The organism is Nocardioides sp. (assembly GCA_037045645.1).
Classification (GTDB): domain Bacteria; phylum Actinomycetota; class Actinomycetes; order Propionibacteriales; family Nocardioidaceae; genus Nocardioides.
In genome coordinates this window covers 92,112-106,963 of record JBAOIH010000001.1, presented here as the reverse complement: position 1 = coordinate 106,963, position 14,852 = coordinate 92,112, and the positions used below count along the sequence as shown (strand labels likewise).

Annotated in this window: 15 protein-coding genes; 4 read left to right on the top strand and 11 right to left on the bottom strand. The window is 69.4% G+C overall.

What is annotated here, in order from left to right; translation table 11 throughout:
* Nucleotides 1-31 precede the first annotated feature (31 nt).
* From V9G04_00575 to V9G04_00565, 3 genes are all read right to left on the bottom strand, one after another.
* Nucleotides 32-1,507, bottom strand: a complete 1,476-nt coding sequence (locus tag V9G04_00575) for a class I SAM-dependent methyltransferase (protein ID MEI2711811.1) — start codon at nucleotides 1,505-1,507, stop codon at nucleotides 32-34.
* A 139-nt stretch (nucleotides 1,508-1,646) separates the two neighbouring features.
* On the bottom strand, nucleotides 1,647-3,959 hold the full coding sequence (locus V9G04_00570; protein ID MEI2711810.1) for a sodium-translocating pyrophosphatase: 2,313 nt from the start codon (nucleotides 3,957-3,959) through the stop codon (nucleotides 1,647-1,649).
* Nucleotides 3,960-4,067: 108 nt separating this feature from the next.
* A complete protein-coding gene (locus tag V9G04_00565; protein ID MEI2711809.1) occupies nucleotides 4,068-4,415 on the bottom strand; it encodes an anti-sigma factor antagonist in 348 nt (115 codons plus the stop codon).
* A 271-nt stretch (nucleotides 4,416-4,686) separates the two neighbouring features.
* Here V9G04_00565 and V9G04_00560 point away from each other — a divergent pair, with 271 nt between their 5' ends.
* Nucleotides 4,687-6,957: a DEAD/DEAH box helicase gene (locus V9G04_00560; protein ID MEI2711808.1), complete on the top strand. Its 2,271-nt coding sequence runs from the start codon at nucleotides 4,687-4,689 to the stop codon at nucleotides 6,955-6,957.
* A 32-nt stretch (nucleotides 6,958-6,989) separates the two neighbouring features.
* Complete coding sequence (locus V9G04_00555) at nucleotides 6,990-7,292, top strand: hypothetical protein (GenBank protein MEI2711807.1); 303 nt, start codon at nucleotides 6,990-6,992, stop codon at nucleotides 7,290-7,292.
* Between the two features lie 12 nt (nucleotides 7,293-7,304).
* Here the strand turns inward: V9G04_00555 and V9G04_00550 are convergent, their stop codons facing one another.
* The 7 genes from V9G04_00550 to ssd all read right to left on the bottom strand — a co-directional run bounded on the left by V9G04_00550 (nucleotide 7,305) and on the right by ssd (nucleotide 12,104).
* Nucleotides 7,305-7,655: an Rv3654c family TadE-like protein gene (locus tag V9G04_00550; protein ID MEI2711806.1), complete on the bottom strand. Its 351-nt coding sequence runs from the start codon at nucleotides 7,653-7,655 to the stop codon at nucleotides 7,305-7,307.
* The gene (locus tag V9G04_00545) at nucleotides 7,652-8,011 is read right to left on the bottom strand and encodes a TadE family type IV pilus minor pilin (protein ID MEI2711805.1); all 360 of its coding nucleotides are present in this window, start codon (nucleotides 8,009-8,011) and stop codon (nucleotides 7,652-7,654) included. Before V9G04_00545 ends, V9G04_00550 begins: the two co-directional genes overlap by 4 nt.
* Nucleotides 8,011-8,295, bottom strand: a complete 285-nt coding sequence (locus tag V9G04_00540; GenBank protein ID MEI2711804.1) for a DUF4244 domain-containing protein — start codon at nucleotides 8,293-8,295, stop codon at nucleotides 8,011-8,013. The genes V9G04_00545 and V9G04_00540 overlap by 1 nt, the downstream gene beginning before the upstream one ends.
* 139 nt (nucleotides 8,296-8,434) lie before the next feature.
* Nucleotides 8,435-9,151 (bottom strand): type II secretion system F family protein, encoded by a 717-nt coding sequence (locus V9G04_00535; protein ID MEI2711803.1) that lies wholly within the window; start codon nucleotides 9,149-9,151, stop codon nucleotides 8,435-8,437.
* Between the two features lie 9 nt (nucleotides 9,152-9,160).
* The gene (locus V9G04_00530) at nucleotides 9,161-9,922 is read right to left on the bottom strand and encodes a hypothetical protein (GenBank protein MEI2711802.1); all 762 of its coding nucleotides are present in this window, start codon (nucleotides 9,920-9,922) and stop codon (nucleotides 9,161-9,163) included.
* Complete coding sequence (locus tag V9G04_00525; protein ID MEI2711801.1) at nucleotides 9,919-11,061, bottom strand: TadA family conjugal transfer-associated ATPase; 1,143 nt, start codon at nucleotides 11,059-11,061, stop codon at nucleotides 9,919-9,921. The genes V9G04_00530 and V9G04_00525 overlap by 4 nt, the downstream gene beginning before the upstream one ends.
* Nucleotides 11,061-12,104, bottom strand: coding sequence for a septum site-determining protein Ssd (ssd, locus tag V9G04_00520; GenBank protein ID MEI2711800.1), 1,044 nt, complete (start codon nucleotides 12,102-12,104; stop codon nucleotides 11,061-11,063). The genes V9G04_00525 and ssd overlap by 1 nt, the downstream gene beginning before the upstream one ends.
* A gap of 76 nt (nucleotides 12,105-12,180) precedes the next feature.
* On the opposite strand from ssd, the gene V9G04_00515 reads away from it, so the two are divergent.
* Nucleotides 12,181-12,981, top strand: coding sequence for an HAD family hydrolase (locus V9G04_00515; GenBank protein ID MEI2711799.1), 801 nt, complete (start codon nucleotides 12,181-12,183; stop codon nucleotides 12,979-12,981).
* Between the two features lie 281 nt (nucleotides 12,982-13,262).
* Here V9G04_00515 and V9G04_00510 read toward each other — a convergent pair whose 3' ends face one another.
* Nucleotides 13,263-13,979 (bottom strand): oxidoreductase, encoded by a 717-nt coding sequence (locus V9G04_00510; protein MEI2711798.1) that lies wholly within the window; start codon nucleotides 13,977-13,979, stop codon nucleotides 13,263-13,265.
* Between the two features lie 112 nt (nucleotides 13,980-14,091).
* Between V9G04_00510 and V9G04_00505 the strand changes: the two genes are divergently transcribed.
* On the top strand, nucleotides 14,092-14,811 hold the full coding sequence (locus V9G04_00505) for a hypothetical protein (GenBank protein ID MEI2711797.1): 720 nt from the start codon (nucleotides 14,092-14,094) through the stop codon (nucleotides 14,809-14,811).
* Nucleotides 14,812-14,852 lie beyond the last annotated feature (41 nt).

Below are 14,852 nucleotides of genomic sequence, written 5' to 3'. Positions count from 1 at the left end.
CACGCGAAACGGCCACCGTACGGGCCACTTCCTAGCCCAGTTCGAGGAAGCCCTCACCCACGAGTTCGGCCACGACCGGCAGGTAGTGCGCGGTCAACTCCGCGGGGTCGCGCTCCAGCAGACTCGCGAGGGCATCCAGCAATCGAGCGACGCTGAGGTCACCGTCGCTGGCTCCGACGAGTGCCGCCTCGACCGTGTCCACCTGCCGGGCACGGCACAAGCCACGCTGCTGGCGCAGCACGATCGTCTCGGGATCCTCAGCGCCCGGCTGCCCGTGGGACTCCTGGCGTACGTCGGGGCGTACGACCGGGTGCGCATTCAGCAACCCCTGCTCGTCCAGTCCGGCCATCCGCGCCACGGCGTCCCCCCACTTCGCGATCGCAGGCGCGATCGGCTGCTCCACCTCGTAGGGCCACTCGAGCAGTTCGCGCGCTCCAGAGCCTGCCGTACGCACGTTGATCCAACCGAAGCCGATCCCCTCGACCCTCTGGTCGTCGAGCCAGCGCAGCCAAGCGTCGTGCCGGGCCAGATAGTCAGGCCCGCCGTGGTGTCCGGAGTCCTTGAGCCAGAGTTCGACGTACGCCGCCGGGTCGAGCACCTCACGCTGCACCACGAGCGCATCGTCGCCGGGCCGCAACCACTCGGCGAGTCGCTCCTGCCAAGGCGTGTCCTTGCTGATGACCCAGTTGGCCAGCACCTGCAGCCAGCCACCGTCGACCAGGTGCTCCGGTGCCTCGCGGACGATCCGCTCGACGACCGTGTCGCCGGGCAGGCCCGAGTCGCGATAGACCAGACGCTCGGTGTTGGCCGGCGAGATCACGAACGGCGGGTTGGTGGCGATCAGGTCGAACCGCTCCCCCGCGACGGGCTCGAAGAGCGACCCGTCACGTACGTCCACCTGTGCGACCTCGTTGAGCGCGCAGTTGAAGCGAGTCATCGCCAACGCCCGCGGGTTGACGTCGGTGGCGACCACGACGTCACTGTGCGCTGCCAGGTGCAGGGCTTGTACGCCGCACCCGGTGCCCAGATCGAGCGCGCGTGCAACCGGGCGCCGCATCGTGAGGTGGGCCAAGGAGGTGGAGGCCGGGCTGATGCCGAGGACATAGTCGCCGGTCATCACATTGGCGGCGCCGTCCATCCCGGGCGTCAGGTCCGAGACGACCCAGAGGTCGCGCTCCTCCTCGGCGTACGGGCGACAGTCCAGCAGGGCTCGGACCCGCCCGGCGGCGAGGTCGAGGAGCCCGGCGTGCGCGAGCGGCTCGGCCAGGCCGGGCAGCGCGGCGTCGACGGCAGACCTGGCCACGTCGGCCTGCAACAGGAAGAGGCGGATCAGCGCGTCGAGCGCATCCCCCGAACCGGTGGACAGCAGTCCTGGCGCGGTCTCGTTGCGCGCCAGGGCGCCGTGTGCGCGCGGGCCGAGGCGTTCGACGACGTGGTCGAAGGTGAAGTCGGCTGCCAGCAGCGCGTCGCGCAGGCGAGGCGCCAGATCCAGATCGAGTCCGTCCACAAGGTGTCACTGTGCCAGCCGGGCCGCAAAGCCGCTCGCTGGGCGGAGTGTGCACCGGGGCCGAGCAGCAACTCAGCACGCGAAAAGGCCGCTCAGCACCCGGTTCTCCGGGGGCTGAGCGGCCTCTGGTCCGCTCGACTCAGGAAACCTGCGGGGTCATCGACGACGAGCCCGCGTTATCCCCATCGTCCGCGATAGCGACCTCACGCTGCTTGGAGATGAACACCGCGACCGCGATCACCGCCACCGCGACCAGCGCGATGCCGATGCGCAGCGCATCGTTCTCGTCCTTGCCCATGCTCAGCGAGACCACGGCCGACGCGATCAACAACGAGACCAGGTTCATCACCTTGATCAGCGGGTTGATGGCCGGGCCGGCGGTGTCCTTGAAGGGGTCACCCACCGTGTCGCCGATAACGGTCGCGGCGTGGGCGTCGGAGCCCTTGCCGCCGTGGTGGCCGTCCTCGACGAGCTTCTTCGCGTTGTCCCACGCGCCACCCGCGTTGGCCAAGAAGACGGCCATCAGGGTGCCAGCGCCGATCGCGCCGGCGAGGAAGCCAGCGAGCGCCGTGACGCCCAGGCCGAAGCCGACCGCGATCGGGGCGAAGACGGCCAAGATGCCGGGCGTGACGAGTTCACGAAGCGAGTCGCGGGTGACGATGTCGACGACCTTGCCGTACTCGGGACGGCCAGTGCCCTCCATGATCCCGGGGATCTCGCGGAACTGGCGGCGTACCTCCATCACGACCGCACCGGCCGCGCGGCCCACGGCGTTGATCGCCAGACCGGAGAAGAGGAACACCACGGCAGCGCCGAGGAGTACGCCGACCAGCACGGCCGGGTTGTACACGTACAGGTGGGCGAAGTTGAACTCCGCACCCGATTCGGTGATCGCTTCGTTGATCGAGGTGGCGTACGAGCCGAACAGCGCCGTGGCGGCCAACACAGCCGTCGCGATCGCGATGCCCTTGGTGATGGCCTTGGTGGTGTTGCCGACGGCGTCGAGTTCGGTGAGGATCTGCGCGCCCTCGGGGCTGACGTCGCCCGACATCTCGGCGATGCCCTGGGCGTTGTCGGAGACCGGGCCGAAGGTGTCCATCGCCACGATCACGCCGACGGTGGTGAGCAGACCACAGCCGGCCAGCGCGACCGCGAACAGCGACACGGTCAGGGTCGCGCCGCCCAGCATGAAGCCACCGAAGACAGCCGCGCCGATGACCAGCGTGGTGTAGACGGCAGACTCGAAACCAACCGAAAGTCCGGACAAGATCACGGTCGCGGGGCCGGTCAGGGAGGTCTTGCCGACGTCCTTGACCGGGCGGAACTCGGTGCCGGTGTAGTAGCCGGTCAGCGCGAGGATGCCGGCGGCCATCACCACACCGATGACCACGGCGGCCGAGGCGATCACTCGCGGGTCGCCTTCGGCGCCACCCATGTCGATGCCGGTGACATTGTCGAATCCTGCGAAGGTCGACGGCAGGTAGACGTACGACAGCACGACGCTCGCCAGCGCTCCGACGGCGGCAGAGATATAGAAGGCGCGGTTGATGGTGGTCAGTCCGTTCTCACCCGCGCGCGGGCGGGTCAGGAAGACACCGAGGACCGCGGTCAACGCACCGATCGCCGGCACGAGGAGCGGGAAGACCAGGCCCTTGTCACCGAATGCCTGCGAGCCGAGGATCAGCGCGGCCACCAGCGTGACGGCGTACGACTCGAACAAGTCGGCGGCCATGCCCGCGCAGTCGCCGACGTTGTCGCCGACGTTGTCGGCGATGGTCGCGGCATTGCGCGGGTCGTCTTCGGGGATGTTCTGCTCGACCTTGCCCACCAGGTCGGCACCGACGTCGGCCGCCTTGGTGAAGATGCCGCCGCCGACTCGCATGAACATCGCGAGCAGCGCGGCACCGAAGCCGAAGCCCTCCAGCACGTGCGCCGCGTCATCCTTGTAGAGGAGCACGACCAGCGAGGCGCCCAGGAGGCCGAGGCCGACGGTGGCCATGCCGACGAAGGCGCCGGTGCGGAAGCCGACCGTCATAGCCGGGTCGCGTCCCTGAGTCTCGGCAGCGGCGGCGACACGCAGGTTCGCGCGAACGGCCAGAGACATCCCCAGGAAGCCGATGGCAGCCGAGAAGCCGGCACCCAACAGGAAGAACAGGGACCGTCCGATCTTGACGTCCCAGTCGCCCGGGAGCAGCAGCAGCACCGCGAACGCCACGACCGCGAAGATGCCGAGAGTGCGGAACTGTCGGGTGAGGTAGGCGTTTGCGCCCTCCTGCACCGCTTGAGCGATGTTCTTCATGTTGTCGGTGCCCTCAGCAGCCGCCATGACCTGCCGCCAGAACACCACGGCCATGCCCAACGCCGCGAGGGCGATGGCCAAGACGATGATGACCAGAAGCTGGTTGGTGCCGGTGAGATCAGGCGTTCCGACAGCGGGAATGATCCCGGCCATGTGCTGATCCTCCTGTGATGCGGGTCGCATTCGTGTCGCGCGGAGTATCGCACGCGGTGACACAGGCCACAGGAGGCGGGGTCAGGCGGGGACGACCCGCCTTGAGGTTCAGCCGACGGTTTCGGCGGCGAGGGCGTCCTCGGCGGTGGGGTGGATCTGGAAGACCTTAGCCAGACCGGTGATGCGGAAGATCTTGAGCAGACGTTCCTGGCTGCACACCAGGTGGAGGGAGCCGTTGTTGCTGCGGACCTTCTTGAGACCGCCGACGAGCACTCCGAGGCCGGTGGAGTCGAGGAACTCCACGCCGCTCATGTCGACCACGAGGTGATAACGGCCCTGGCCGACCAACTCGGTGATCAGGTCGCGCAACTTGGGTGCGGTGTAGACATCGATCTCGCCGCCCACCGTGATGATGGTTGAGGCGTCGGCGTCGCGAGTCGCCAGTGTCAGATCCACAATCGCTCCTACGGCGCCCCCAGAGAACGCCTTGACCGGGTGGCGTACCACCCCTGATGTTGCCGGGACTATCAAACCACGGCGCCCGGTGAGGTGGAATTCCTGCCCACGGCTACCAAAGTCGAATGTCGGTGCCGTTTGTCAGACTTCACCCGTGCGGGAACGCGGTCGTGGAGGTGAGACGCACTCACCCCAACTGGATGACGCGAGCCAGACCCCGGAAGTTTTCTCCAGAGCCCAGTTTTCTTCCCCGTTGTCCAGATTGGCGGCAGTGCCCACTCGTGGAGAGCGGTTGCGCCATGTGACGGTGCTACCGCCGCGCGCGGCACAGTTCGGCACCTGGCCCCAGTGGGTCGACCCGGACCTGGTCGCTCGGTTGGCGCAGCGCGGGGTCGCATCGCCGTGGTTGCATCAACAGGTCGCCGCCGACGCTGCGTGGGCTGGTACGCACGTCGTGCTGGCCACGGGCACCGCCTCCGGCAAGTCGCTGGCGTACCAACTTCCGGGGCTCTCGGCGATCCGCGCCGAGCGTCGCCCACGCGGACAGCGCGGCGCGGCGGTGCTCTACCTCGCGCCGACGAAAGCCCTGGCCCACGATCAGTGCGCGGCACTGCGCGGGCTCGGCACCGACGTACGCATCGCCACGCACGACGGCGACAGCAGCCAGGACGAGCGCGAGTGGACGCGAGAGTACGCCGAGTGGGTGTTGACGAACCCGGACATGTTGCACCGCTCGATGCTGCCGCGCCACGACCGCTGGGCCGACTTTTTTGCCAAACTCCGCTTCGTGGTGATCGACGAGTGTCACCACTACAGAGGGGTCTTCGGCGCCCACGTGGCGCTGATCCTGCGACGGCTGCGGCGGGTGTGCGCGGCGTACGGCGCCGAGCCGACCTTCGTTCTCGCCTCCGCTACGGCCGCCGACCCGGAGCAGGCGGCTCGGCTGTTGACCGGTCTGGACGTCGTGCCCCTCACCGCCGACGCGTCGCCTCGCGGTGAGGTGACGATCGGGCTGTGGGAACCACCGCTGACCGCGCACCTGGGTGAACAAGGAGCCCCGTCGCGCCGGGCAGCTTCGTCAGAGGCGGCCGACCTGTTGGCAGATCTGGTGGCCGAGGACGTCGCGACGTTGGCGTTCGTACGCTCGCGGCGCGGGGTCGAACAGGTGGCCACCACGGCCGCACGCCTGCTCGACGAGGTTGAGCCCGGGCTCGGCCGCCGAGTCGGTGCCTACCGAGGTGGCTACCTCCCCGAAGAGCGGCGAGCTATCGAGGCCGACCTGCGTGCCGGGCGACTGACCGGGCTCGCGGCGACCAATGCGCTGGAACTGGGAATCGACGTGGCGGGACTCGACGCGGTCCTGCTCGCCGGCTACCCCGGCACCCGCGCAGCGTTCTGGCAACAACTCGGCCGCGCCGGACGCGCGGGCGGCCCTGCGCTCGGGCTGCTGATCGCCAAGGACGACCCGCTCGACACCTACCTGATCTCGCATCCCGAGGTGCTGTTGGGCCAGCCGCTGGAGGCGACGGTCTTCGACACGACGAACGAGCAGGTCCTGGCACCGCACCTGTGCGCGGCCGCTCAGGAGTCCCCGCTGCGAGACGAGGAGGTCGACTACTTCGGTCCCACCGCGCGGGCGTGCCTGGACGCGCTCACCTCCAAGGGGTTGCTGCGGCGCCGGCCGACGGGATGGTTCTGGACCGACCAGCGGCGTGCAGCCGACCTCGCCGATATCCGGTCCACGGGAGGGCGACAGGTGTCCCTGATCGAGCAGGGCACCGGCAGATTGATCGGCACCATGGACGGTGGCGCGGCGCACGCGACCGCTCACACTGGGGCGGTGTACGTCCACCGCGGCGAGACCTGGTGGGTGTCGGAACTGGACCTCGACGACCACGTGGCGCACGTGGCACCGGCCCCTGAGATCACCTACTCCACTACCGCTCGCGACATCACCGAAATCCGCATCACCCGGATGCGCGAGAGCCGACGTTGGGGCAGCGCCTCGGTCAACTTCGGCGACGTCGACGTGAGCAACCAGGTGGTCTCTTTCCTCAAGCGACGCCAACCCGGCGGTGAGATCGTGGCGGAGGAGCCACTCGACCTGCCGCCGCGCTCGCTGCGCACCCGGGCTGTGTGGTGGACGGTGCCCGACGACGTGATGGCAGCCGCCGGCCTGGAGTCCGCCGACCGTCCCGGCGCCGCTCACGCAGCCGAGCACTGCTCGATCGGCCTGCTGCCTCTCGTGGCCACCTGCGACCGGTGGGACATCGGCGGCGTCTCCACCGCGCTGCACGCCGACACCGGACTGCTCACCGTCTTCGTCTATGACGGCTACCCGGGGGGAGCCGGCTTCGCAGAGCGGGGGTTCCGTGCCGCCGAGGACTGGCTGCGGGCAACCCGCGAGACGATTGCCGCCTGCACCTGTGTGTCCGGGTGCCCGTCGTGCATCCAGTCGCCCAAGTGCGGCAATCAGAACAACCCGCTCGACAAGTCGGGCGCCGTGCTGCTGCTCGACATCCTGCTGGCCCGCCATCACTGAACGCGCCCGGCGACATCCCCTACTGTGCACCCATGGTCATCGTGGGCTTGCTCTTCATTCTTCTCGGTGTGCTCGCCATCCTCTCGGGCGTCTTCCTCTCCGAGGTCAGCGCCGACAATCCGGACGCCGTGGCCTGGTTAGGCATCGACATCTCGCCGATGGCGTTCTTCCTGATCGGCGTCGCGTCCGGCGCCGCCGTGATGGCGGGCATCTCGATCCTCAAGTTCGGCACCAAGCGCAGCCTGGCCCACCGTCGCGAACGCAGGGAACTGGCGGCACTCAACGAGAAGCTCGATCGGGTCGAAGCGGACCGCAAGCGCGACGAGGAACACTGACGCGCCATTGCGTCAGCCACTGACGGGCCCGGCCCTGGCGTGACCTTCGAGGTCCCCGCGTTGCCCCAAGGACCGCGGACCTTTGATGCGCGTATGCACCACCACCTCCCGCCGGTCCACGACACACGAGACGACAGCCGCGCCGTTGCGTGCTGCGACGTCGCGGGCGACCTCGCACCCGGCCCGCCCGTCTAGCAGCGCCGCCGCTCCCGCGAGCGCCGCGAGGTCAGCGGCACTCTGGGCTCGGCGATGCTCCACCAGCATGGCCGCCACGACGGTCACAGCGGCGCCAACCAGCAGCAGGACCCCGGCAAAGGCGACCATCAGTTGCGTGCCCGACCCGCGCGCGTTGCGTCGTCTCACCGGTCCTCCTCAGCCAACGCGATCGCCTCGGCACGAAGCCTTACGGAGGGCGCCACCCTGATGGCGAGTCCGGCATCGTCCACGCGTGCTCGGCCCTGCACGGTGACCAACCCGTCGGCGGTGCCGAAGGCGAAGCTGGCCCCCTCGGGCGCCACGCGTACGGCTGCTCGGCGCGCCTGCTCCTCGGAGTCGCCACGCGCCAACGCCCGCGCGGCCTCCCGCGTCGCGTCGACCAGCCTGATCTGGGCATAGCCGACCGAGAGCACCCACACCAATGCCACGGTCAGCGCGAGGAGCAGCGGTAGCCCCATCGCCAACTCGGCGGTGACGACACCACGCTCGCCACGCCGTCGCATCAGCCGATGCCGAGCAGGCTGAGCACGTGGTCGAACAACTTCTTGAGCAGGCCCTCGCCGAAGCCACCGCTCAACAACTTGTAGAGCAGCCCGGCCAGTCCGGCACCGGCCGCGGTGCCGACCGCGTATTCGGCGGTCGTGATGCCGCGCTCGTCGCTGCTCGCAGTCGAGGCGACAGCAGTCACTCCGGCAGCAGTAGGTCCGGCAGCAGTAGGTCCGGCAGCAGAAGGTCCGGCAGCAGTAGGTCCGGCAGCAGAAGGTCCGGCAGCAGTAGGTCCAGTCATGAGGGATTTCCTTCCCGAGAGGCGACTCCCGTCGAGCCGCAAGAAGGCCCACTGTGCTCTGGATCGGCCGTGGCTGCTGGCGTTGGACCGACCGCTGTGGAGAACCGTTCCCGAGTGGGTCCTGTGGAGAAGAAGTGGCCTATTCGAGCAAGGTGGTGAGCAGACCGGCGACGACCGGCACGATGCCCAGGACGAGGAACGCGGGCAGCAGGCACAATCCCAGCGGCACCGCCGCACGTACGCCGACAGTGCGCGCCCGCATCTCGTCGCGAGCGCGAGACTGCTCGGCCAGGTCCTCGGCCAAGCGGGTGACGGCCTCGGCGACCGGCGCCCCCGACCGAGCAGACGAGGCCATCACCCGCGCCAGAGGTGCCAGGGAGGGGTCGGCGCGAAGATGCTCCCAAGCGACGGCCGGATCGACACCAAGGTGTAGCCGCGCGGTGACGTCGGCGAGTTGGTCGGCAGCAGGGCCCGGGAACGCCTCGCCCACCACCTCGAGCGCTCGCCCGACCGGCGCACCGGCCTTGAGAGCCGAGCCGAGAATGAGTACGACGTGAGGCAGTTGGCGTTCGACCGCCACTCGATGACGCCGCGCGTGGGGATCCTCGGCGCGCGCCACGATCACCGCGACGACAACCCCGACGACCGCGGCGATGACGACGCCTTGGACGCCGCCCACGAACGCCCAGGTGCCGAAGGCCGCTGCCACCGGCGCCCACTGAGGGCGACGGGATGCACCGGGCACAGCCCTCGCCGGCACCGGTGCCGGATCGATTCGCGGTGGCACCGTGAGCCAGACCGTCAGCCCCGCGCAGATCGCGGCGCCGATCACCAATCCGGAGGTCGGGTCCTGCATCTCAGCGCCTCATCCCTCACGCGCGGTCAGAGCCGAGATCCACGCGATTCCGCCCCAGGTCAATGCCAGACCGAGCAGGAGGCAGACCAGCCCCCACCCGGTGCCGAGCAGGAATCCCAACGGATCACCGCCCGCACCGCTGCCGATGCCCCAAGCCGCGACCGGGAGCACCGCCACGAGTTTGGCGGTAGCGCGGGCAGAGGCGAGTTCGCCCTCGACGAGTCGATCGGTCGCCTCTTGGGCGCGCAGCGACGAGGTGACCTGGCTCAGGGTGCTGGTCAGGCTGGCACCCGTACGCCGGGCGACCGCCCAGCCCGCTCCGATCAGCGCCAGTTGTTCCATGCCAGGACCCGCAGCAGCCGTACGCAGCGCCGCCGGCACGTCGACTCCGAGTGCGGCTGCGCGGCTGATCGGGCGGTAGACCTCGACCTCTTCGGCCACCCGCGCGAGGGCCTGATCGGCCGTCACCCCGGAACGCAACTCGGACACCAGCAGCGCGGCACCCTCCGCGACCGCGGCTCTGGCAGCCCTCTCCCGGCGCCGTAACCCGTGCGATCGCCACAGCTGCCAGGATCCGGCCGCGGCGACCCCGGCGACGGCCAGCAAGCCGGCACGTTGCGCGGTCAGAGAGTCACCCATGATCAGGGCCCCCACGCACGCCAGCACCACGACCACCGCCCGCGCGACGCGACGGTCGCCCGGTCGTCCGGTGCGTGGAAACGCGAGTCCCCCGGCGACTGCGCCGAGGACCAGCGCCCACAACACCGTCATGCCGTCAACCGGTGCGCCAGGACGCCCGCAGCCGGTCCCTCGACCAGGGTCTGGTCGTCGAACGACACTGCGCACTCGATCTGCACCAGGCCATCGGTGCCGCGACGGGGTACGCCCACCTGCAGCACCCGCCGTCGCCCCTCCTTGTCGCGCCCGACGTGGATCACCGCGTCGAGCGCAGCAGCCAGTTGGCTGTGTGCGGCGTCCCGGGTCAGGCCCGCCGCCAACGCCAGCGCCTCGATCCGCGCAGGTACGTCACCCGCAGAGTTGGCATGGATCGTCCCGCAGCCGCCCTCATGCCCGGTGTTGAGCGCCGCCAACAGGTCGGTGACCTCCGCGCCGCGACACTCCCCCACGACCAGTCGGTCGGGGCGCATTCGCAACCCCTGGCGTACGAGATCGCGCAGCGTCACCGCGCCGACGCCTTCGAGGTTCGCCGGCCTGGCCTCCAACGCCACGACGTGGGGATGGACAGGCGAAAGTTCGGCCGCGTCTTCGACGAGCACCAGCCGTTCGCGCGGCGGCACCCTGGCCAGCAGCGTCGTCTTGCCGGTGCCGGTGCCACCACTGATCAGGAACGCCAACCGGGCCGAGACGATGCGTGCCAGCAACCGTGCACCGGCCGAGGTGATCGAGCCCGCCGCCACCAGGTCGTCGAGGGTGAATGCCTTCCTCGCCGGGATCCGCAGCGAGAGCAAGGTTCCGGGACGTCCCACCGGCGCCAGGACCGCATGAAACCTGGTGCCGTCCTTGAGGCGCGCGTCCACCCACGGAGAGGCATCGTCGAGGCGACGACCGACCCCGGCGGCGAGGCGCTGAGCGAGTCGGCGGACGGCACCGTCGTCGGGGAAGGTGACGTCGGCGAGGGTGAGTCCGTCACCGGCGTCCACGAACACCTGCGCCGGTCCGTTGACGAGCACGTCGGTGACCCCGGGCAGTTGCAGCAATTGCTCCAGCGGACCCGCGCCCAGGACGTCGCGGCGCAGGGCGTCGTGGATGGCAAGAACCGTCGCGTCACCGACCGGGACGCCGGTCTCTCTCAGCGCCGCCGCAACGCGGGCCGGATCGAGCGGTCCGGGCGATGCCGCCAAACGTTGCTTGACACGTTCTAGCAGTGCGGGGTCGAATTCGGTATCCATCACGCCGCCTCCCTGAGGGCGAGCCCGTCCAGAACCTCGCGACTGGCGGCCGTGAGCGCACCGCGACGACCTCGTACGGGACCCAGTCCCAGGTCGATGGCCTCGGTCAGCCCACGCTGGTCGCGCATCATCGCCCAGACGGGCAACCCGACCGCGGCCGTGACCTCGGCGGCCGTGAAAGCCTCACCCCGCACGACCAGTCCGGTGTCGGTCCCGGCCGGCAGCCGAGCTGCGACCTGAGCGGCAGAAGCCAGGCCCGTCAGCGAGGCCGAGACGACCATCACCAGGTGATCGGAGCGTACGAAAGCCTCCTGCGCCAACGGTCCGGGCGCGCGGGGCAGATCGATCACCACGTGGCCGTGCCCGCGTACGCCTGCCGACAGCACCTCGCGGAAGCCGAAGACCGGCAACGCACCACGCGCACCCGCGGGCCACGTCACCACACCCAGACCGCGACGGCGCGGCACCGCATCGGCCAGCGAGCGCGCACTCAGCCGACCGGTCGTGTGCATCAGCGAGTCCCAGCGTACGCCCGCCAGATCCTCCATCCCGAGCACCCGATCCAGCCCCGGTCCCTGCGGGTCGGCATCGAGCATCAGCACCGACGACTGCCGTGCCAGCACCTGCCCGAGTGCGCACGCGAAGGTCGTGGACCCAGCGCCGCCAGCCCCACCGATCACCGAGATCGTGCGCCCGCGAGTCGGGGCGAGGTCCCCCGCGTCGGTCAGCACCTCCACCAGCCAGGTCTGCGACGTCGGCAGTGAGACGACCGATTCGGCACCAAGACGCAACGCCTGCTCGAAGAGCTGATGCGGCGCCGGTCCCTCGCACACCACGTAGGCGCCTTCGCGCCGCGGTGGCAGCAACGCGGCCAACGAGTCGGCGCAGTCGGCCCCGACCAGGACCAACGCGGCGGCGGCCCAGTCTCCCAGGCTGGCGCCCACATCGGGCTGGACGGAGATCTCCACACCGGCAGCCGCAGCGAGTCGGCTGACCTGGTCGTGCAGGTGCGGGTCCTGGGTGATCACTAGCGGTGCGCTCATGACACCACACCTGCCGCAAAACGCGCGCCACAAACAGACTGGTCGTCTGCCTGTGGATAACGCCTACGATGACGCCATGCCTCCAGGCGCACGAAGTGCGGCGTTCTTCGACCTCGACAAGACGATCATCGCCGCGTCCAGCAGTCTGGCCTTCAGCAAGCCCTTCCGCGCCGGAGGCCTGATCACCCGGCGCTCGATGTTGCGCAGTGCGTACGCCCAGTTCGTCTTCCTGGTCGGAGGCGCCGATCACGACCAGATGGAGAAGATGCGCCAGTTCATGTCCCAACTCGTCGCCGGTTGGGACGTCGCCACGGTCCGCGAGATCGTCGCCGACACGTTGCACAACGTGGTCGATCCGATCGTGTACGACGAGGCCGTCGAGCTGATCGAGGAGCACCGACTCGCGGGTCGCGAGATCGTGATCGTGTCGGCGTCGGGCGCCGACGTGGTCGTGCCCATCGGCGAGTTGCTCGGTGCCGACCACGTCGTCGCCAGCCATCTGGAAGTCGTCGACGGGCGCTACACCGGCGAGATCGACTACTACGCGTACGCCGAGGAGAAGGCCCGCGCGATCACCGCCCTGGCTGACCAACGCGGCTACGACCTGTCCGGCTGTTATGCCTACTCCGACTCGATCACCGACGTACACATGCTGGAGGTCGTCGGGCATCCGCACGCGGTCAACCCGGACAAGGAGTTGCGCCGCATCTGCGAGGAGCGCGATTGGCCGACGCTGACGTTCGCGCGGCCGGTCGGCTTGAAATCTCGGATGTCGCGGGTGGCGATGCCGACACTGACGGCGCTCGCGATCGGTGGCGCGCTCGCCGTCGGCGGTGCCATCTGGGCGAACGCACGCCGTCGCCGTCTCGACGCCTGACCATCTCATCCACAAGGAAAAGTCAAGCCTTGAACGGCGACCCGAAACGGCGTAGACAAGGCTCCATCACAACTCCAGAACTCACGTGTACCGGGTACCCACGCGGCGATCGACCCTTCCTACAGGGCGCGACTATCCAGGACATTCCTGGGAGCGCACAAGGTGATGCACGCCTGGTAGCCGACAGGGACACGTGACGCGGCGGCGGTGAGCTTCAGCTCCCGCCGCCGCACCTATTTTTCATGGGGCGGTGAGCTTCAGCTCCCGCCGCCGCACCTATTTCAGCCCTGTTTCAGCGGGCTGGCCTCCGCACCGGCGGCGTACGCCTCGGCCGCGTAGAGCAGCCAGGAGTGTCGTCCGTTGCGCGAGCCAGCGGCCCAGCCGCGCAGATTGGACTCGTACGCCGCCCGGTGCGCCAGGTGTCCGGCCTCCGGCACGATCAGCGACTTCTCGTCCACGCCGGTGGCGACGAGCACGAGCCGCTCGACCGCGCGAGCCACGAGAGTGTTGTGCGAGGCGAAGAAGCCTCCGGTCGCGAACTCGGCGTGCGCCACCGCCGCCAACACCAGCGCGGGCACGTCACCACGAGCCAGGAGCAAACGCCCGAGCTCCTGGAGCCGTTGCGCCGCCTCGGGACCGGCCGGTCGCCCCGCGAGTTCCGGGGCGTCGACCGCGGCCAGCGCATGGATCCGGGCGAAGGCCTGCAGCGGCGATCGCTTCAAGGTCGGCACCAGAGCGAGCAACTCGGTCGAGATCCGCAGGGCGGCCTGCGCCGTCTCATCCCCACGCCCAGCGTCGACGTCCTCCCAGGAGGACACACTGTCCGCGAGCACCGCGCTCGCGTACGCCCCCTTGAGCAACGAGTCTGCCGTTGCGTCGGCGGGCGTACGACGAAGGCCTCGGTCACGGAGCAGGACGTCGATGCCGTCGCGAGCCGACGCCATCGCGGAGGGCACGCCTTCGAGCCGGGCGAGGTCGGCGACGGTTAAGTCGGTCACGACCAGCAAGGCTAATCGCGAGAGATTTTGCCCAGAAGTAGGGCCAGCACTACCGACACCTCGACGGATCAGACGAAGACTCGAAGGCCTCACCCCACCCTTGGAGGTTCGGATGAAGATTCGCCCCACCTACTCCGGCGTCACCTCGACGTTGGCGCTGGCTCTCGTCGTGGGCTTCGGCGGCGCTCACGCCGCCGGTCTGATCACCGGCAAGCAGATCGCCAAGAACGCGATCGTGTCCAAACACATCAAGAACAACGCGGTCAAGGAGAAGGACCTGGCCGCCAAGGTCAAGACAAAGCTCAACCAGGTGGGCACCGGTGTGCCGGGACCCGCTGGGCCTGCCGGTCCCGCTGGGCCTGCCGGTCCCGCTGGGCCTGCCGGTCCGGTCGGACCCAGGGGGGCCACCGGCGCGACGGGAGCCACCGGCCCGGCGGGCGCCACGGGGCCTCGCGGCTTCAGCGCCTGGGACAAGATCCCGTCTGGGGTCACTGTGAAGGGTCAGGAGTATTTCTCCGTCACGGGCGACGAGCCCGTCAACATCACGTTGCCCGCGGAGGCGCCGACGGCGCTGACGGTGATCAACTGGGCGCCTGACTCCTCAACCGTCTCGTCGGATGACGACGCGACCTGCACGGGCTCGTACGCGAACCCGACCGCGCCTGCTGGCAAGGTCTGCCTCTACCAAGGAAGCTTCGGAGCCGCCACGGGCATTAGTGGCCGAACCTGGTCGCACTCCGCGCTTCGCACCCGCGCGTTCTACGTCGACGTCGCGGTCGCCGCGTCGACCAAGACCAGCGTCTACTTCACCTGGGCCTACACGGCTCCATGATCCCTCGCGACACCGCGCCGGGCTCGCCACCGTGCGGGCCC